A 19,940-nucleotide genomic window follows, 5' to 3' on the forward strand; every position below is an offset into this window, starting at 1 on the left:
TCTATACTATAATAACAAGTAATAACCATATAAATGTTATTAAATAAATATACTCCTAAATGCTTGTTAAATAACTAATTAAAAGCGAATCAAGAGTTATAGTGAATACCTAGACAAATTAACAAAAAATAAGATAAATAAGAAACGTATAATACTTTATTTAAAAAAAGTAATACAAAGTAAAATTAATCAAAAGCAGTTAATTCAAACAAAAAAATCATTAAATAGCTGATTTATGTTATAAATAATAAAAAATTTTATATTTAATAATTAACCTTTTTCTATTGTGGAATTACTTAAAAAAAACTTAAAGTGATGAAAATAAAAAAGTAATACTTTTTATAAAAATAATACTACTTATTCCCATCTCACCAACTTATAAATCTTCAAGTTCATTTAGAATATATTTTTTTAGGACTTCAACTGCCTTTTCGCCGTCATCATCCAGTCTTACAGCATCAAGTGGATTTAAATCATAAGTTTTAACGACCGCATCGGCAGAAATATTTTTAACTGCATCCACATCTTTTTCCTTTAAAATTACAGACGCACAGTCATCAGCGCAACCAGTTATTGTAACTATTTTTGCATCCTCCAAAATCGGTGCGCAATTGTTTGGCTGGGCAGAGTATTCAGTAATGCATGATGCAACAATATTATCATTTTCCAGGGCCAGCTCAACACAGGCTGCCCTTACAACCAAACCAAGCGGACTCAATCCGCTACATGAAACTAAAGCTATTTTATCATTCATTTTCTCACCATTCTATCATATCTTTTTTTAACTTTATCATGACCTCTTTTGTATAACGGACATTTTAAAATGCATTCACTACAGCCCTCCCTGTGGGCAGTACAGACTTTCCTTAAAACTTTTTCATCCTCATCAAAAGCGTTTTCAGGGCATCTTTCAATGCAGACCCCACATGTTCTGCAGAAATCTTTGACCCACAGCATGTCATTTTCCTTTTTGAAAGGCAAATTGTCAATTGATGTATGAATCATGAAAAAGCTATTGTTTAAACCGTCTTTAAAATAACACATATTATTCCGGGTTATAACACAGTCATTTGACTGCATTGCAATTGATCTTAAACTCAAACTGTCATCCAATGGATGTATCAAATCTGCCTTAAAACCATTTTTTCTTAAAAAATCGGCAAATTCATAAATGTGCACGCCGTATTCCTGAAATTCCATATCCATCTTCTTTCCCTTTTCACGGGATGGTGGCATGTTCAATATATCCTCGCCCATTAAAAATTTAAATATCAACACATTATCAATATCAGTGTTAAATTCCTTTTTAAAATCATCAGATAATTTAGAATAGCTTATTCCCGTAAAATTATGGCTGTGAACCAGTTGTATTAATTCATCAAGCAAGTCCTGAGCAATTTCTCTTTTGGGATTTTCAGGATTTTCTATTTTATAAAAATCAGGAAGAGGTTTATGGTATCTAAACCCCTCAAAATTCACTTCAATCATTTTCTTAAAGCTTCAACAGCTTTTGGGAACTCCTGGCAGAATACTTTAATTTCTTCTGTTGGAATGGAGAAACTTATACGCAAGTATCTGTCTCCAAAGTCTTCAGAAGTGTATTCACCTTCCCTTGTAAACAGTTTTTTCTCAATCAGATAATTTGACATCTCCTTCGGATTGATTCCGGCACCGGACAAGTCAATAACCATCATGTTTGCATCAGACGGATAAACCGGCAAAAACACACCTTCAATCGGTTCAATCATTTCGCTGATTAGCCTTTGGTTTTCAAAGCATGTTTCCCTCATATCTTCAAACCATTCAGGCTTTGATTTCAAACCTGCAATTGCACCATATTGGGATATGATATTCACACCCAAGTCATTAACTACAGCATTTTTGATGGCATCAATTATAGGTTTTGATGAGATTACACCACCTATTCTTAAACCTGCCATTCCGAAAATCTTTGAAAAGCTGTAGATTGTCAATGTCTGGCCAGGAGCATAGTTTTCCACCAGGAAATGTTCGCGTGCGAAATCCTTGTAGGTAATGTCATGCAATAAGTATAAGTCGTTTTCCTTTGCAATCTCTGCAAATTCTTTAAGCTCTTCTTCTGTGTATGAGGAACCGAGCGGGTTTAAAGGATCGATTAAAATAACCATACGAGTATTTTCATCCATGTTCTCACGCAACAGTTTTGGAGTCAGCTTATAGTCATTTTCTTCAAAGTATATCGGAACGTACCTTACTTCACCGGCGAAACGGTTTGCAAAGTCTCCGATGATGAAGTATCCCGGATCAGATAAGATTACATTATCTTCAGGCTCCAGAAGCGCCTGCATACATAAGTATAGGGATTCAGTTGCACCTGATGTCAACAGAACTTCCAGATCTTTGAAGTCCAAATCATCCAAAATCAGCTGTTTTAACTCGGAAAATCCTTCAGGGGCAGGATATTTGCAATATGTCTTTTGTCTGATTGCATCAATCATAGCATCAGATATAATATCTCCATGTAAATGGTTGGTATTCTGACCCATCCAGATCATGTCTTCATCCATATACATGTCTTCAAAAAAGTCATTTGCACATTCATAGCCTTCCGGAGGCACCCTTTCAGTTTTTTGAAACTTCTTTTTAGGGTTTTTAATATCAAAATCCTTATCCCTCATAATATCACACAATTCCAAAGTAAATATTTATTATTAATTATTTATAAAAGTAACCTAACTTATTCCCCTTGAAGTAATGGAAAACATTGCCTGCTTTCCTTCGGGAATGCTTCTGTGACGTATTAATGTGGCAACGCGCTTGTTTACCTCATCGCCACGTTCAAGCTGAATTATAACCTTGCTCCAGTACTGCAGGATTGTTCCGCCTACAGCCCTTATGTCATTGTTTCCCTCATCGTCAAAGGCGTTGTAAATCTGATTTGTCAAAACAACAGCAACATCATATCTGCGGGCAATTTTGGAGAGGATTCCCATCTGCTTACCCAGTTCCTTGTTTAATTTTGATGATTTCATATCATCAACACGGTAGAGTGCAACAGCCGAATCCAGAACAATCAAATCCACATCTGTGTGGTTTTTTCTAAGCCATACTTCAATTGCCTTCAGATTATCGTTCTGCTCTAAAAAATTAGTCGGTTCAAAAACTATAATGTTATTAGCCACATTTGAAAAATCAGGTCCTGAAATCTGTTTGATTCTGTCAATGGATATTCCGCCTTCAGTGTCAATGTATATTGCTTTTCTGTTGTTTTTAGCAACATTGACAGCCAGAGTTAATGTTATATTACTCTTACCAGAACTTGGCGGTCCGAATATTTGAGTTATCACACCTTTTTCAAAACCTCCACCCAAAAGAGCATCCAGAGAAGAGTTGGATGGAATTTTATGATTATCCTCAAAATTAGCTAATACTTTCATGATACAATATTGATTTTTATAAAATATATAAGTTAATGGCGGAAATCAAATTTCCAATGGAATTATTTCCTTATTATTTTAGGGTTTCTAGAAGTCAAATCAATTATTTTTGAAGGATGATTGGAATTCAGCTCACCAACATCAATAACCAAATCCACACCACATCCCAGCTGATTTAAAATTTCTTCGGGAGTGGATAAAACCTCTTCATCTGAAAGATTTGCGCTGGTTGTGGTTATCGGAAAAATACTGGCCAATCTGCATGCAATCCGATTGTCGGGCACTCTTACCCCAACATAGCGAGACCCGCTTGTTACAGCCCTGGGAACTATTTTCCTTTTGTCCAAAATGAATGTGTAGGGACCCGGAAGATGGCTTTTAATGATTTGCTTTTGTGAAATTGACAGTTTTGCAACCAGACCGATAGCTTCGATGTCTGAAACCAGAATTGACAATGGCTTAAGCAAACTTCTATTTTTTATCTCAAAAACTCTTTTAACAGCCTTATTGTCAAATATATTGGCGCCTAACCCATAAACAGTATCGGTGGGATATAAAACAACACCTCCGCCAGCCAATACATCAATGGCTTCAGCAATTATCTTTTCATCAATTTCATCAGTTCTTGTTTTCAGCACTTTCATTTAAATTTATATTGGATAAGATATCTAATATAAATTATGCTTCAAAGTTTAAGACCACTTTTAACAAAAATACTGAATCCGCTTGCAAAGCATTTGAATATTAATCCGAACATTGTAACTGTAATATCTCCTTTTGTCGCCGTTCTTGCGGCCTATGGTTTTGCAAACCATATGCTGATTTTGGGAACTGCTGCAATACTGATGTCAGGATTTCTGGACGTTGTGGACGGAGCAGTTGCAAGATACCATGAAAGGTCATCCAAATTCGGAGCGTTTCTCGACTCAACAATGGACCGCTTTGCCGATGCAATAATCTATATCGGAATAATATTTGGAGGATACTGCGACTGGTTTGTCGGAATTCTGGCGATTCACTCTGCAATTTGCGTCAGCTACGTTAGAGCAAGAGCCGAATCACAGGGAGTTGACTGCAGTATTGGAATAGCTGAAAGAGCTGTTCGGATGATTATCCTTATGATTGGAGCATTGATCGGATATTTCGCCGGAGACATTTACTTTACATATATAATTTACATCCTAGTTGTACTGTCATACTTTACCGTGGCTCAAAGAATATTACACGTTTGGAGGCAATTGAAATGAGTGAACTTGAAAGTCCCGAAAAAATAGCAAAAGACATTGCAAAACTTGAAAGAAACCTGAATCAGGTAGCTGACATTACCTTTGAAGGAAAGGAAAAAGAGGTATATGACAGGGCCGTTGATTACTGGAACGATTCAAAATATTACCTTGAAAAAGGGGATATGAGGACTGCATTCGGATGTATCGAATACAGCCATGGACTTTTGGATGCTTTAAGGATGATTCATGGAATCATCTAATTTGCTCCCTCAACTCTTTTTATTTCAATGATTAATTTGTCGAATCGTATGAGTTGTCAAAATTTTTTTGACAGCTGAATTTACCTTCAGCTTGAACTTATGTAATTTTTGCACAAGTTGAATCTTTAATTAAGTCACCACCATCAAAAAATATTGCGAAAAAAAAGCTTAAAAAAAAATAGTAAAAGTAAAATTGAAATTATACATCAATTTTACTGTTTATCAAAGATTCATCACCGGCAGATATTATCTCACCATCCAAAACTTCAATAACTCTGTCTGCAAGTTTGGCCACATCCATATCATGAGTTACAATTATCAAAGTTACATTTTTATCTTTGTGCAAATCGATTAGAAGCTTAAGGATTTTGCTACTTGTCTTTGAATCCAGTGATCCTGTTGGTTCATCTGCCAATATTATTGATGGTTCATTGGCAAGTGCTCGGGCAATTGCAACTCTCTGACGTTCACCGCCGGACAGTTTGTTGGGAAGGATATCTGCCTTGTCCTCAAGTCCGACATCACCGAGCAGTTTCAAGGCCTTGTCTTTCATCTCTCCTGATGACATCTTTTGAGTATACATCGGGATTTCAATGTTTTCACGAACGGAAATGTTTGGAATCAGGTTGTGCAGCTGGAAGATGAATCCAATTTTTTCACCTCTAAACTCATTTAACTTTTTAGAAGTTCTTAAATCATGACCCGCAACATTAATTGAACCGGAATCCGGAACGTCAAGTGCACCGAGCATATTCAGCAGTGTTGATTTACCGGATCCTGACGGTCCGATAATTGACACGAATTCTCCATCTTTGATTGTGAGGCTGACCCCGTTTAGAGCCTTGATTTTACCGTCTTCATAGCTTTTATATAGATCTTTTATTTCCACAGCATTCATCTTCTCACCTCACTCGTACCTCAATGCTTCTGTCGGAGGCAATTTCATTGCCTTGATTGCAGGATAAAGACCTCCTATGATTCCAACCACAATAGCTATTGAAAATGCCTGGATAAATATCTTAGGTGTAAACAGCGGGCTGATTCCCATTTGCGGACCTAAAAGAGTGCATGCTGCAAATCCGATTACAGAACCTATGATTGCTGAGACGATTGTAATCACTAATGATTCGCCGACAATCATGGTTAAAATTTTCTTATTTGACCATCCGACAGCTTTTAACACTCCGATTTCACGAGTTCTCTCAAACACTGACATCAGCATTGTGTTTATGATGCCGAGACCTCCAACAACAATAGCAAGAAGGGATATTGCCCATGTGGATGCCTGAAGCATGTTCAGCATATCTCCCATCTGCTGCATTTCCATGACTGATGTTATTGTTGCAATATCATCACCGTAAAGTTCATCAATCTTATCTGCAACTGCCTGAGGGTCTTCGCCTTTCTTGACTTTAACGTAGATGTTTGATATTGAATCCTCATCATCCATCAGGTCCCCAACCTTGGAAATTGATGTGAAAACGCCGCCGGCCATGTTCTGGTCACCGGTTTCATAGATTCCCACGATTTCGAATTCCTCGCCGTCTATCTTGATGTTGTCTCCGACTTTATAGTTATTGTCTTCAGCATATATTTCACCTAAAATTGCTTCTGAAGCATTGTCCTTGAAGATTCTTCCTTCCTTCATGGAAATATCCGCCAGAGTAGTTCCTTCAGGATCAATTCCTATCAAAGTATTCATATAGTCATCACCGACCGAAGTCAGGACAACGTAAATAGGATATGCCTCCTCAACTCCTGAAACATTAGCAATTTTTTCTGTCCAGTTTGCATCGATGGTGTTGGTTCCGTAAGCCGAATCCCCAGTTTCCTTACCTGAAATTGAAAAGTCGGCACCTCCCGCATGAATTGTATCTTCAAAGGTATTGACTAACCCATCTGTGATTCCACCAAGAGCAACTATCACTATAATTCCAATTGCAATTCCTACAATCGCCAGAATTGCACTGTTCTTTCTCCTGAATGGATTTTTAAGAATAAATTTTAAAAATGACATAATACTAAATAGTATTGTAATATATAAATAACTAATTACGCCATCTACCAAGATGCAAAAAACGGGTGTTGAAATGCATAAGCAGACTTTGATTGAAAATATTGATAAGATACATACGACTGAAATGGGAATTGGAAGAATTCAGAAGAACCTGGAAATTACAGACGAGCCAGTGAGCTACTGCATTTCCAAATTAAAGCAGGAAAATTCTGTTGTTAGTAAAGAAGGCAAAAATTACTATGTTGATGTTGATGACTGCATAATAACCATAAATTCAAGCAGTTTTACAATAATAACTGCTCATAAAAAATAATTTTAATAAAAAAAGTAAAAAAGAAGAGATTAAAAATCTCTTTAAATCTAATCCATATCTTCAAATCTGGATTCTAATTTTTCCATTACACCAGGAAGTGAAGTGTATTCCATTTCTTCAGCAGGTAATCTGTGAGGTTCGAATGGACCGTGTCTTCTGATGTAAGTTGCGATTTTAGCAGCTTGTTCACGGGTTGGGTCGAATGCAGGATCATCGAATAAGTCGACTGGTCCGATTAATTCACCGTTAGCTACTTGGAAACCTAATCCTACTACTCTAGGTGGTCCGTCAAATCTGATTGGGTTTGCTTCCATTTCAGATACAGGCATCATTGGACCGTTGTGGGATCCTCTCATCCATCCACTTACCATGTGTGGGAATGCAAATGGATCTACACATTCACCGTTTGCAGGGAAACCAGATTGTGCTCTTACGATACATACTGGGTCGTCTTTACCGACGTATTCTCCAGCCATTAAGTTTAATCTTTCGGTACTTATTGCAGCTGCGATTTCACCGTTTTTCTTCCATACTCTTTTGATTACGTATCTTCCGGTGGAACCGATTAATGCAAGCAAGTCGTACATTTCTTCAGGACAGTTTAAGATAACTTTTCTGTGTTCGATTACATCGAATACTTCAAATTTGAATCCATCGTGTAATGATGGGTCGATTACAAGACCTGCAGTGTTGAATGGATCTGCAAACATTCTGAATACTGGCAAGTTGAATGCACCAGGTTCGGTTTTGTCACAGCAGAATACTAAAACAGGATCAGATGGTCTTTCTTCGAATTCCATTTCTGCTACACCAGGACCCATACCTTTGATGTTACCAGAGAAAGTATCAGATAATAAGTCTTGACCTGCACCGTATAATTTTAATTCACGTGCTCTTTCAGTAGCTTTCATGAATGCATCATATGCGGTTTTGTGTACTTCTTCGTTTTCTTCCCCTTTATCGTGGGTCATGATTAAGTCTATGTCGTCTCCGCAACGGGAGATATAGTAATCTTTTAAGATATCGGTTTCTAAAGCTTCGTTTAAAACTTCATCACAGATATCCATTAATTCAGGGTGTGCGACACAGTGTCCGGACACACTTCCAATATCAGCTTTAATTACACTAACAGTAGTTTTCATTTTAATAACCTCAAAATAGTAAATTAATATTTACTAGACATTTGTTATTTTTGATTTGCATACTATTTAATTATTGTTGTCTTAAATATCATAATACTTAAAAAAAGGATACTTTTCATGCCCCCCCCATTATTTTATAGGATCATGGTTATGCCAACTTTCAATGTTTTAAGGCAAAAAACCGGAAAATATTATATTACATACTTGTCATGAAGCAGACAGTGAATTTGATAATGGAAATGGTATGCATTTTTCTTCATTAGCTGAAGTTTATATAACTTGGAAATGTTTGAACCTCTCCGGCTTAAAGAAGCTGGAGAATTCTTGCACAAAAATGTTAAATACTTACAGACACATAAACATTTAGTGAAAGATTGGAAGGTAAAAACCTTTTAGAGGTTCAGCCTACAAGTCCTTGTCGCCGCAGGTGACGACTTTCCATAATTCATTATGGTCAATTAGGTGGCTGTAGGTTCTTCATTCTTCATATACCCTTTTTATACTTTTGTTTTGAATTAAATCTATGAATTCGCTATTGTCTCGTTCTACACTTTGAAAAATGGACCCTGCCATTATATCAGCCATTGGCAAACCGCTGTAATGAATTGAATTAGTCTGCCTAAAAACCTAATTGGTAAAAATCTTATAAGGAAAGGTCGTAAATTCAGAATCATCAAAGTGAACTATTATGTCACAACCAACAAAAACGGAATTGTCCAAAAGATTTAGGTAAAAAAGGCAAAACCTACAAGGTCAAAGTGACTTTCGCCAAAGCCACAATAAAAACAAATGTAAAAGTAAAGTAGAAGAATCATCTCTTCTACTAAATTTTTTTAATATAATTTTCTAATATTTTCAAAAGCCTTTTGGACTTCCTCATCCTGGTTCATATCTTCACAGGCGTGTTTTACACGGTCCAAATCAGCGCGGGTTTCCGGATATCTCGGAACGGCACTGCATCCACCATCGTCAATCTTGGAGATTTCGAATGTTCCTATTTTCTTGGCGATTTCGGTAATCTCTTCCTTGTCAAGGCCTATCAGAGGAGACAATATCGGCATGTCAACACCATATCTGGTGGCCAATATGTTGGATAAAGTCTGTGAAGCCACCTGACCGACACTGCTTCCGTCAACGATTGCATCCGCCCCCAGTTTAACAGCCAACTTTTCGGCTATCTTATACATTCCTGATTTACATAAAACACAGGTCATCTTTTCGGGAGCCTTTTGTTTGGCAACTGTAAGATATTCCCCATAATCTATGACACGTTTCTTGATTGGTGTACCCTTCGCATAAATATTAAGCTGATTTACTAACGCATTGAAGTTTTCAGTGACTTTCGGGCCTGAAAAAGGATCATTGTTACAGTGCAGAGCGACAACCTCACAACCCCTTTTCATCATCAGATATGCTGCTACAGGTGAGTCTATTCCGCTTGAAAGCAAAACAACAACTTTTCCTTGAGTTCCCAATGGCAATCCGCCAGGACCTTTAATCTTTTCATGGAAAATGAAGGTATCGTCTTCCCTGACTTCAACAAAAATGGTCAAATCGGGATTTGTCAGGTCAACCGGAGCTAGAACCTTATTTCTGACAACCCCTCCACAGTGCGCTGCCATTTCCTGTGAAGTGAAGTCATGTGTTCCCACACGGCGACATTTAATGGCAAATTTCGTATTCTCATCCAATATGTCTTCAGCCATCAGCTCTTCAACATATTCGCCTAAGGTTTTATCAATGTCCTCATAGGTTGTTTTTGTTGAGGTTGCCGGAGAGTATGAAACGACTCCGAATACCCTGTTTAACTTTTCAATTCCATCATCAAAGTCTTCAGGATGAATATAGATTCTTCCCTGATTTCTGTCAACTTCGCATTCAAAAGTAGCTTGAATATTTTTAACTAGCTTTCTTTCAAAACGTGACCTTATTTTAGGACTTTTAAGACCTATTTCACCATATCTTGCAATAATTAAATCATAATTCATTTAAACAACTCTCAAAATTTAAGTGCACGCTGAAAAAAATAGCAATCCCTTCTATACTAGTTTTTAAATATAACAGCAAGTATAATTTTAATTTGACACACTAATAAATATTATGTTTGATTAATGAAAAAAATAAGAAAGGATAGAAAATTATCCTTTGATAAAATCTATTGCTGTCTGGATTGCTTCATCCATCTTGTCTGTGTTTTTACCTGCGCCCTGCGCTAATGTCAGACGGCCTCCGCCGCCTCCGCCCAATACGCCTGCTGCGGTTTTGATAATTTCATTGATTTTGACTCCATTATCTATTGCGGTATCTGAAGCTGCACCGACAATGTTACCGTTATTGTTTCCCATGATAACGACATCTGCCTTTCCGTTGTCTGTGAAGTCTGTGGCCATCTTTTGAAGTTCCTTGAAGTCCGCTTCAATCAATTGGCTGACAACCTTCATGCCGTTGATTTCTTCAAACTCATCAGCCAATGAGTTCATTTTCAGGCTGGCGATTTCTGATTTTAAGCGGTCGATTTCGTTTTTCTGTGATTTCCATTCTGTAAAGAACCTTTCACATGTTTTCGGCAATTGGTCATTGTCGACGCTGAACACTGAAGCGCTTGACCTTAAAAGTTCGCTGTCATGCTGCATTGAATCGATTGCTGCAAGGCCTGCTGAAAAGTCAATCCTTTCAACACCGTCCTGAACCCTTTCTGTCTTGTTGATTTTGATAGGTCCGACGACACCTGTCCTCATGACGTGTGTACCTGCACATGCCTGCACGTCAACACCAGGTATTTTGACTACACGAATCATCTTGCCCGGAACGATACCTCCCTGATAGAGCACGAATCCGTACAATTCCTGTGCCTCATCCCTTGTGTGGAACTGGATGTCCAAATCGATGTTGTCCATGACGTATTCGTTTGCAAGCTTTTCGATTTCGTTTAATTCCTCTTGAGTTATACGCTTGTAGTGTGACAAGTCTATACGTGCCCTTGTAAGGCCGTTTTGAGAACCTGCCTGCCAAATGTGCTGGCCCAGTACCTTCCTTGCAGCGGCGATTACAAGGTGTGTTCCTGTGTGGTGGCGCGCAAGGGTGATTCTTCTTTGCCAATCTATTTCGCCTGCGGCTTTCTTGCCGACCACATCGTTTTCAAGCTCGCCATCTACATGATGAAGGACAACATTGTCAACCTTTTCAGCATGTTTTATTTTAATGACATTTCCGTCGATGGAAACTTCACCTATATCGGAAGGTTGACCTCCTCCTTCAGGGTAGAATGTTGTTTTATCGAAGATGAGACATTGGTCCCCGTCCTTTTCAACCATGCCCAAAACTTCAGCTTCAAAATCCTTCTGGTAGAAATCCTTATAGAACAGCAACTCTGTTTCTGGGAAGTCGACTTTGAATGTGGCTTTTTTATTGGTTGTATCCTTTTCGTGGGCTCCTGCAACCTGGGTGAAGAAATTGTCCGGAACATTGACGGTGAAACCGTCACCTGCCATTTCAACAACTGTTTCCGGAGGAATTCCGTGTGCATCATACAAGTCTATTAAAATATCAAGAGGCATTTCTGATTTGCCCTCTTTTTTAAGCCTTTTGATTGTTCTTTTGACAATGCTTTTTCCTTTCTTGACTGTGTTTGCATACCTTTCCTCTTCAAGAGTGATGATGTTCATGATATGGCCTTCACTGTCACGGATTTCAGGATAGAACTTTGAGAGGAAATCAAGCTGGATTGCCATGACATCGGCTAAGGACTCTTTCATGTTCAATTCTTTCATGAAGCGGATGGTTCTTCTTAAAACCAGACGTGCGAGGTATCCTTCTTTAACGTTGGACGGAATGATTCCGTCTGCAAGCATGAAAGCAAGACATCTTGTGTGGTCTGCAATGATGTAAATAGCTTCCATCGGTTCTGCGGCTTTCAGGTATTCCTCCAAGGAGAGATTTAAAGATTCAGCCACTTGAGCTCTGAGCTCCTTTAAATCCCCAATATCTTCAATGTCCATCATACCTGCAATCTGAGCGTTTCTGCCCTGAATGTCCTCATTGATTTCGACTCCAGTGAGCTCTTTTAACTTGTCCACGACCGGTGCGAAACATGCATCATACGCTGTCGGGGTTCCCTGTGAAATCCATGCTATCCTTTCAAGACCGTAACCGGTATCAACAACCTTGATAGGAATTTCCTTTTTGGTGCCGTCTTCCAGGGTTTCGTATTGTATAAATACTAAAGTTGCAAGCTCCACTCCCCTGCAGCACACCTCATAACACGGACCTTCATTACCTCCGCCTGCCCACCAGGACTTGATGAAGGTAATCTCTTCTGTGTTGATTCCAATGTGTGCAAAGAACTCATGACATAGCCTGATGGTTTCATCCTCCCAGTAGATGAAATCGTCCTCCTTGTTGATGACTGTGTGGGTTCCCATTGTAAAGCAAGTCATGTGACGGCCTGTTCTTCCGACATTGTCAACGTCGTTGAGTCTTATGGATGGTTGGGCCATCTCGATAGGGTTTGCCGGTGGCTTTACAAGGCCTGATGTAATCCAAGGCTGGAAACAGAAGATGGATGCGCCTACAAGGAATACGTCATCCCTCCATCTTTTAGCCAAAACGGGATATCTGTGGACATGAGTGTGCCCTTCGCTTTCTAAAAATTCTCTAAAAACTTGCTGGATTTCATATAAGTTGTATGAATTTTCAGTTGCAGGATTGTTGATGAATTCATACTCATCACACGGAGCGTCCCCACATGTGTCTCTGTCGACCTGTGAGTAGAACTCCTGACCGCAAGTTTTGCAAGTCTGTTTTTTATAACCGAGTTCGTCAAAAATTTCTACCATAATAATCAATCTAAATTGTTTATTAGTAGATATTATGTTTTTTGTGTAATAAATAAATTTATGAAATTTGCGAATTTGAAAAATATTCTAAATTCAATTTATCAAATTGAAATCAATATTGGAATAAAAATTTATAAAAATTTATATATAATTTATTCCAAAAATATAGACCATATTGTGAGGCTGGAAAAAATGGTAAGTACAATTGGAGATAGAATTAAAAAACTACGAAATGAGAATAATTTCACACAAAAACAAGTTGCAGATTATTTAGGATTTAAACAAACTCAAATTGCAAAGTTAGAAAGTAATGACCGTACATTAAAATCTTCATCATTAAATAAACTTTGTGAATTGTATGATTGCACTCCAGAATACATTTTAGATGGTGTTGGTGAATATTCCATAAAAAAATTTAAATTCAGATCAAATAAAAACAACCTTGATTTAAATACATTGGCTAACATGAATAGGATAATTAAAAATTTGAAACATTTAAATGAATTAAATGGTGATTAAATGAATTTCTTCAAGCTTAATGAACTAGCTATAGAATTCAGGTCAGATATCGGGATAAACCATAGCGACCCAATTGATTTTTTTCCATTGATTACAAATAAATTAAAAAATCTGACAATAGCCTTTCTAGAAATGGATGATGAAATCAGCGGAGCATGTTACAAATTTGACACACAAAAGATTATGTTTATCAACTCCAATCATTCAAAGGGACGGCAAAGATTTACTGCCGCACATGAAATATATCATTTATTCTATGACAATACTCCATTTACAATCTGCAACATCAACAGCGATGATGAAATCGAAAAAGATGCTGATAATTTCGCATCCTTCCTATTAATGCCTATAAATGCATTATACAATTATAAAAAAGATAACAATATTGAAAAATGGGATTTGAATTTGATTATCGATTGCGAACAATACTATCAGATATCACATGAATCCCTCATTTACAGATTAAAAAACAATGATGAAATAACATTTGAAGAATATATCTCATTCAAAGGGGATGTTAAACTCAATGCCCACCGCAGAGGATATGATTCCAGTTTATATGAGCCTTATATCTCAAAAAACTACACATTAGGAAATTATGTGCGTTTGGTTGAAGAGGCCTTTGAAAAGGAACTGATTTCAAATGCAAGAAAAGACGAATACCTCCTTGATGCATTTTTGGATGATTTAGTATACAATATGGAGGATTTATGAGTAAAGACATATTTTATGATACGGACTGCTTAAGCTGTTTTATAAGTATTGATGATGTTTCGATTTTGAAGGAATTATTTGACAAAGTGATAATACCCTATGAAGTTTATCGCGAATTTTCAAGAGTGACAATACTGAAAAATCGTGTTGATGAACTAATCAGTGAAAAATTCATAGAAGTAATCGATCTAAAAAATAGTATTAAAAGCATTCAATCATTAACAAAATATGAGTAAAGCTCGTCCTTGACTTCGGTGTTGATTTTAAACTTGAAATTGACAATCGGGTGTTGCCTGCCATCGATTTCCCTGTAAACCTGCTTATACTTTAACGGAGTTAGCTTACCTATATAGTAAAATTCTATACCCTCATCATTGCTTTTCTGGATAAACAGTTCAATATCCAAACCGTTATAGTTAATAATCGGTTCAAGCTCTGGTGAAGAGGTTTTTCTGTTGTTTCTACTCATCCAGTTGAAAGTAACCTTATCAATGAAATGGTCTTCATAGTTGATGGTTTCTGAAATGTCCTCTTTTTTGTTGTAAGTTACAAAGATAGGGCAAGTGTCGTATTTGATTTTATACCCTCCGATGTTTTGACCGTTCATGAAGTGTTGCCAGTTCATTATTCTTAAGACATCTTCACGAGAGTACTTTTCATATAACTTGAATGGATTTAAATCACAATAGACATTGTCATATTTGTAAAATCCGTATTTTATGCTATCTTCCAAATGATTCAGATAAGTAGGATTTGCTAAACAGTTTTTAAATAAACTTGAAGCTTCAAATTTATAGTCTCCATTGTTTTTGAGGTCATTGTAAACGTTTTTGTCAAAATCAAAGAACAGATTTTCAATGTCCAAATCCTCATCGGTTACAAACTGGATTGTGTTTGCCTGATAATCGTCGCTTGTCTCTTTTCGATAGAAATTCATGCTTAAAACGTTTATTGCACTTTTTATTGATTCAGACTGATTTTCAAGACCATATTTATCTTTTAAGTATGTTTCAACCTGACTTACTGTGAAGTATCTGTTATATTTAAGGCAGCTCAATATTGCAAGCTCATGAGGCCTTATTCCCTTGATTAGCTTTTTGGAAATGAATCTTAATGTTGCAAGTTCCTCTTGTGTTAATGTGCTTTCATAGTCTTTGTCAACATAATCCAAAAACGTGTGGTAACAGTCAAACTTATTGTGGTTGAGGATAATTTCCGGGTTGAAGTCTCCGTTGATTGCAAAGTCATATAATGAAGGGATTTTACCGAGCTTGTACTTTAGATTGTTGTACTTTTCCTTAAATAAGGCGACTTTGGAAAATGAGGTGTTGTTTATAGACTCATATATCCTCTTTTTGGAAATCTCATCGAAATTGATTGAAGATGCACCGGGAATGATTTTGTTTCCTTCAATCAGGTATTTTCTGATTTTATCCTTATCATATGATCTGTCGCCTGAAAGGGCAATTGGAATCATGAAATTGTTTTTATAATTGCCAATGAAATCCAATATTACAACAAATTCCTTGTTTTTGTATTTTCTCAATCCCCTTCCCAGCTGTTGGATGAAGATAATCGGAGATTCTGTTGGTCTTACCAGAAGAACCTGATTGATTTCGGGAATGTCAACACCCTCATTGAAGATATCCACTGTGAAAATGTATTCTAATTTATTTGGATTATCATCGTTTGTAAGTCTGTCAATAGCTTCCAGACGTTTTTCCTGTGAATCATCACCGGTAAGAACAATAGACGGATGGCCTCTTTTGCTAAATTCTTGTGAAAGCATTTGCGCTTCCCTTTTTCTTGAACAGAATACCAATGCCTTGATTCTATCGCCGGAATAACCGTAAAACTCTGATTTTTCTAATAAATATTCAACACGTTTGTCTGAAGCCAGCAGGTTAAAGTCGCTGAAATCATCGTCAATTTCACCTGTGTCAAACTCAACATCTGTAATTCCAAAGTAATGGAACGGACATAATAAATCCTCTTCCAAGGCTTCCTGCAGTCTGATTTCGTGAGCAATGTTATTGTCAAAGAGATCATAGATGTTAAAGCCGTCTGTCCTCTCAGGTGAAGCGGTCATTCCAAGCCAGAATTTAGGTTCGAAATATCTGAAAATCTTTTGATAGCTCAATGCCCCTGCCTTGTGGACCTCATCGATGATGATATAGTCAAAATGATGTTTATCATATTTTGTGTAGACGTCATCCTTTGACATCGTTTGGATTGTTGAGAAAAGGTAGTTTTTATCATAGTCTTTGGAGTTTCCTGACAAAAGCCCGAAGTTATCGTGGTCCTTGAAGACGTTTTTATAGGCATCAATTGACTGTTTTGCAATCTGTTCCCTGTGAACTAAAAATAAAAACCGTTTAGGTTTGAAATCCTTAACGGCGAAAGCTGAAGCGTAAGTCTTACCAGTACCTGTGGCGGAAACCAGAATGGCCCTATTTTCGCCCTGCTTGATTAAAGACCTTAAGTTCTTGATGAAATCCTCCTGCATGATATTTGGAGTCAGATCTCTGATGTTTTGCTCCTTTAGCTCATCGGTGATTTTTCTGATGTTTTTGAAGTTTTTGTTATCGTTATATATTTTTTCATACTCTGGAAGGACATCATTTAGATTGTCCGCCTGCATCCACAAATCATTGAACTCTCTTTTGAGTTCACTTAACATTTCACCCTCTTCAAGAGATGTGAACTCGACATTCCATTCCTTGTTGACTGCAAGAGCATTCATTGTCAGATTGGAGCTTCCGACAATTCCTCTGTAGATATCGTCCTTTTTAAAAATGTAGCCTTTAGTGTGAAAACCTTCCTTTTCCTGGCTGTAAAGCTTGATTTCAAGGTTTTTGAACTCCTGAAGTTTTCTTAACGCCTTGGGTTCTGTGAAATACAGATAATCTGTTGTGAGTATTTTTCCTTTAATGTCGTTTTGCTCCAGATGCTTAAACTCTTCTAGAAGTTGTACAATACCGCCGTAAGTGATGAAAGCCGACGAGATAATGAATTCGTCACAATCCCTGATTTCATCTCTGATTGAGTTTATGACCTTATTGTTTCTGTTGTTGTAAAGCAGTTTAGGTCTAAAATCAGCACTGGAGCTAAATTCTTCGTTTATGAATGCAGTCTTTGCTCCGTTGATAATGTCTTCAGGGTTCATTTTTTATTCTCATTTTGAGTTAATCGTCCATGGTTTCCTTCAGATAGTTTACAGCTTCGATGTCTGCAGGAATCCAGTCGACTTCATCAAGTTCGGCTTTTGTGAGCCATCTGGCGTCGTTGTGTTCTAGAAGCTTTGGAGTTCCTTTTGTTATTACTGCTTCAAAGCAGGACATTTTAAGATAAAAAGTAGGATATTGATATTCCAAGTCTAGTGCAAATTTGGTGGGTGTTATTGTACAGTCAAGTTCCTCTTGGATTTCTCTTACAAGAGCTTCTTCTTTGCTTTCGTTGGGTTCTATTTTACCGCCTGGAAACTCCCACATGTTAATAAACTCACCATAGCCCCTTTTGGTTGCTAGGATTTTATTGTCCTTTTTAATAATAGCTGCAACGACATTTAAAGTTTTCATGTTGATAAATCTCCTGATTAAATATTTAGCAGCTTACGTTATATAGTTTAATGACTAGCACTATCCCAAGTATACATAATCAAACCATGATTAAATAAAAGTGTCTTTAACACTTCTTTAATGAAAATTTCAAGATTATCTTCCTCTACATCATCATTGCCCGGAGTTAAAGAAAATGCCCCCACAGATGGAATAATTAAATCAGATTCATAAAATCGTTTTGTTTTATTTCCCGGATACAAGACATAAGATCCCTCGGTTTTCAGAATTGAATCTTTATAAGTGTGCATTTTATAAATATCTCCATCTTTAAATTCACGATCTTTTTCTTCTAAAGAATCTCTTTCATCAATTTCTTTGTCCAAATCTTTATTGGACACTTCAATTTTATTGTAAAAATCAATGATTTCTAATTCTGAGCGATATTTTGCATCAAAGTGAATATAATGTCTATGTTCACTAATTGAAATAAGTAAAGTGTAATCCGGTTTAAAAGCAAGAGAATATGACCTATATTTTGATTTATCTGAAAATCTTAAATTATAAAACAGTTTAACATCAATTTCATTATCATAAATAAATAATTTGAACTTTTTAACCGATCTTTCTCCTTTTTTGATATTAATTGACCAGTTATCCTTGTTAATTTCAAATACATCCTCAAAGTTGATTTTATTAACACTTAAATCATTTAAAACTTTCAATATTTTGAAATAACACCAGTATTCATATAATTCAGACAATTTTTTCTCAAATCCTTTAAATTGATTATTTACTTCATCCCAACTTAATCTAAATGAGAATTCAAACATTAAGAAGTACTGGAAAATTTCCCTATAACCTTCTTTTTTCTGTAAAATCTGTGAATTGAAAGGAACATAATCCATTGAAGATATGTGATTGAAAAACTTACTTGAGAGATAATATGAAATTTCATCTCTAAAATACAATAGTTTATCTTTAATGTAACCTTCCTTTGAGCTTCCAAGTAATTTTTCGACCAAATTTTGTATTAATTCCAAGAAATATTTGAAAAATCTGTTTTCAGGAATATCAATAACATCCTCATGCTTGACTTGCTCTAATTCAGACGGAATATAACCATTTAATTTATCAACAATTAAAAAATCAGCACTTGACTTGGATAATTTATTTGGTTTTGAAACAATATTTTTTAAAGTATTCTGATTAACATTTGATGCGAATGAAACTGGAACAGTTTCAACATGATTTCTAAGCTGTGAATGAAGGTTTTTAGATAGATATTCAAAAATTGAAGGCAAATTATCTTCTCGGAAAAGATATTCTAAAAACATGAAATCTTCATAATATGTTTCTTTTTCTCTTGAATCCAGCTCAAATTCTTGATATAATGGAGAATTTACTTCAAAGATTAAGCTTAATGCATGTTGTGATAAATCAGCTATCATTGCCGAATATTGATTAAAATAATCTATTTTTTTAGATCTTACTTCAATTGGGATTTTTTTGGAGTTAATGTTATCCTTTCGAACGTCTAAAAATGATTTTCCAACATAACTTCTAAAGTTCAGAGTTCCAAGTATTTTATCATCTAAAGAGAACCTAAATGGTTTAAAATGATTGTCATTGATTTTAGTTAACGAGTATAAAACATCAAGATTATCTTCAGAACCCTTAGATTCAAATAAAATTTGATATTCTGTTTCTTCCAAAAACATTAACTTGGCAAAATTAGCTCCAATATTTGGACAATACTGAATAGGAGTTAAATTATCCGGTTTATCAACAATTGGAACATTTTTTAGAGTCATGGACTGTGAAATATTAACTTTAGATTCCGAATCTCCCCTGTAGTCAAGAGAACTAACTGTTAATGTTCCAAATTCATTTAAATCTTCATCGGTTAATTGAATAATAACTCTTTGCTCAATCATTTAA

General features: G+C 36.2%; 19 protein-coding genes. 6 read left to right on the forward strand and 13 right to left on the reverse strand.

Features of this window, described 5'->3' with window-relative positions; genetic code table 11:
- Nucleotides 1–376: 376 nt before the first annotated feature.
- The 5 genes from Q0W04_RS01480 to Q0W04_RS01500 all read right to left on the reverse strand — a co-directional run bounded on the left by Q0W04_RS01480 (nt 377) and on the right by Q0W04_RS01500 (nt 4,060).
- Nucleotides 377–754, reverse strand: coding sequence for a putative zinc-binding protein (locus tag Q0W04_RS01480; RefSeq protein ID WP_298499333.1), 378 nt, complete (start codon nt 752–754; stop codon nt 377–379).
- Entirely contained in the window at nt 751–1,488 is a 738-nt protein-coding gene (locus Q0W04_RS01485; RefSeq protein WP_298499336.1) for a DUF362 domain-containing protein, read from the reverse strand. The genes Q0W04_RS01480 and Q0W04_RS01485 overlap by 4 nt, the downstream gene beginning before the upstream one ends.
- The gene (locus Q0W04_RS01490; protein ID WP_298499339.1) at nt 1,485–2,657 is read right to left on the reverse strand and encodes a pyridoxal phosphate-dependent aminotransferase; all 1,173 of its coding nucleotides are present in this window, start codon (nt 2,655–2,657) and stop codon (nt 1,485–1,487) included. Before Q0W04_RS01490 ends, Q0W04_RS01485 begins: the two co-directional genes overlap by 4 nt.
- 54 nt (nt 2,658–2,711) lie before the next feature.
- Nucleotides 2,712–3,416: a DNA repair and recombination protein RadB gene (radB, locus tag Q0W04_RS01495; protein ID WP_298499342.1), complete on the reverse strand. Its 705-nt coding sequence runs from the start codon at nt 3,414–3,416 to the stop codon at nt 2,712–2,714.
- 62 nt (nt 3,417–3,478) lie between these two features.
- On the reverse strand, nt 3,479–4,060 hold the full coding sequence (locus Q0W04_RS01500) for an L-threonylcarbamoyladenylate synthase (protein WP_298499345.1): 582 nt from the start codon (nt 4,058–4,060) through the stop codon (nt 3,479–3,481).
- A gap of 36 nt (nt 4,061–4,096) precedes the next feature.
- Between Q0W04_RS01500 and pgsA the strand changes: the two genes are divergently transcribed.
- Both pgsA and Q0W04_RS01510 read left to right on the forward strand, forming a co-directional pair.
- Nucleotides 4,097–4,663 (forward strand): archaetidylinositol phosphate synthase, encoded by a 567-nt coding sequence (gene pgsA / locus Q0W04_RS01505; protein WP_298499348.1) that lies wholly within the window; start codon nt 4,097–4,099, stop codon nt 4,661–4,663.
- A complete protein-coding gene (locus tag Q0W04_RS01510; protein WP_292814812.1) occupies nt 4,660–4,902 on the forward strand; it encodes a DUF357 domain-containing protein in 243 nt (80 codons plus the stop codon). Before pgsA ends, Q0W04_RS01510 begins: the two co-directional genes overlap by 4 nt.
- 199 nt (nt 4,903–5,101) lie before the next feature.
- Here Q0W04_RS01510 and Q0W04_RS01515 read toward each other — a convergent pair whose 3' ends face one another.
- Together Q0W04_RS01515 and Q0W04_RS01520 are read right to left on the reverse strand one after the other, a co-directional pair.
- Entirely contained in the window at nt 5,102–5,800 is a 699-nt protein-coding gene (locus Q0W04_RS01515; RefSeq protein ID WP_298499352.1) for an ABC transporter ATP-binding protein, read from the reverse strand.
- A gap of 9 nt (nt 5,801–5,809) precedes the next feature.
- Nucleotides 5,810–6,919, reverse strand: a complete 1,110-nt coding sequence (locus Q0W04_RS01520) for an ABC transporter permease (protein WP_298499357.1) — start codon at nt 6,917–6,919, stop codon at nt 5,810–5,812.
- A gap of 73 nt (nt 6,920–6,992) precedes the next feature.
- Between Q0W04_RS01520 and Q0W04_RS01525 the strand changes: the two genes are divergently transcribed.
- Nucleotides 6,993–7,232 carry a DUF3781 domain-containing protein gene (locus tag Q0W04_RS01525; protein ID WP_298499360.1) on the forward strand — a complete coding sequence of 80 codons (240 nt, stop codon included), beginning with the start codon at nt 6,993–6,995 and terminating at the stop codon, nt 7,230–7,232.
- A gap of 47 nt (nt 7,233–7,279) precedes the next feature.
- On the opposite strand, the gene fbp is transcribed toward Q0W04_RS01525, so the two are convergent.
- The 3 genes from fbp to alaS form a co-directional block, all read right to left on the reverse strand.
- Nucleotides 7,280–8,374 (reverse strand): fructose-1,6-bisphosphate aldolase/phosphatase, encoded by a 1,095-nt coding sequence (fbp, locus tag Q0W04_RS01530; protein ID WP_298499363.1) that lies wholly within the window; start codon nt 8,372–8,374, stop codon nt 7,280–7,282.
- A gap of 833 nt (nt 8,375–9,207) precedes the next feature.
- The gene (thiI, locus tag Q0W04_RS01535; RefSeq protein ID WP_298499366.1) at nt 9,208–10,362 is read right to left on the reverse strand and encodes a tRNA uracil 4-sulfurtransferase ThiI; all 1,155 of its coding nucleotides are present in this window, start codon (nt 10,360–10,362) and stop codon (nt 9,208–9,210) included.
- A gap of 150 nt (nt 10,363–10,512) precedes the next feature.
- Nucleotides 10,513–13,209: an alanine--tRNA ligase gene (gene alaS, locus Q0W04_RS01540; protein WP_298499370.1), complete on the reverse strand. Its 2,697-nt coding sequence runs from the start codon at nt 13,207–13,209 to the stop codon at nt 10,513–10,515.
- A 60-nt stretch (nt 13,210–13,269) separates the two neighbouring features.
- Here alaS and Q0W04_RS01545 point away from each other — a divergent pair, with 60 nt between their 5' ends.
- The 3 genes from Q0W04_RS01545 to Q0W04_RS01555 are packed head-to-tail and all read left to right on the forward strand — an operon-like array spanning nt 13,270 to nt 14,678.
- Nucleotides 13,270–13,728, forward strand: a complete 459-nt coding sequence (locus Q0W04_RS01545; protein WP_298499374.1) for a helix-turn-helix domain-containing protein — start codon at nt 13,270–13,272, stop codon at nt 13,726–13,728.
- Complete coding sequence (locus Q0W04_RS01550) at nt 13,729–14,442, forward strand: ImmA/IrrE family metallo-endopeptidase (RefSeq protein WP_298499377.1); 714 nt, start codon at nt 13,729–13,731, stop codon at nt 14,440–14,442.
- Complete coding sequence (locus Q0W04_RS01555; protein ID WP_298499380.1) at nt 14,439–14,678, forward strand: hypothetical protein; 240 nt, start codon at nt 14,439–14,441, stop codon at nt 14,676–14,678. The genes Q0W04_RS01550 and Q0W04_RS01555 overlap by 4 nt, the downstream gene beginning before the upstream one ends.
- On the opposite strand, the gene Q0W04_RS01560 is transcribed toward Q0W04_RS01555, so the two are convergent.
- Genes Q0W04_RS01560 through Q0W04_RS01570 form a run of 3 tightly spaced genes read right to left on the reverse strand, consistent with a single transcriptional unit; the run spans nt 14,654 to nt 19,936 of the window.
- On the reverse strand, nt 14,654–17,608 hold the full coding sequence (locus tag Q0W04_RS01560; RefSeq protein ID WP_298499383.1) for a DEAD/DEAH box helicase: 2,955 nt from the start codon (nt 17,606–17,608) through the stop codon (nt 14,654–14,656). The two genes, Q0W04_RS01555 and Q0W04_RS01560, sit on opposite strands and share 25 nt — an antisense overlap.
- A 19-nt stretch (nt 17,609–17,627) precedes the next feature.
- Nucleotides 17,628–18,020 (reverse strand): (deoxy)nucleoside triphosphate pyrophosphohydrolase, encoded by a 393-nt coding sequence (locus Q0W04_RS01565; protein ID WP_298499386.1) that lies wholly within the window; start codon nt 18,018–18,020, stop codon nt 17,628–17,630.
- Nucleotides 18,021–18,067: 47 nt separating this feature from the next.
- Entirely contained in the window at nt 18,068–19,936 is a 1,869-nt protein-coding gene (locus Q0W04_RS01570; protein ID WP_298499389.1) for a DUF2357 domain-containing protein, read from the reverse strand.
- Nucleotides 19,937–19,940: the final 4 nt, after the last annotated feature.

Source organism: uncultured Methanobrevibacter sp. (assembly GCF_947170395.1).
GTDB lineage: Archaea > Methanobacteriota > Methanobacteria > Methanobacteriales > Methanobacteriaceae > Methanocatella.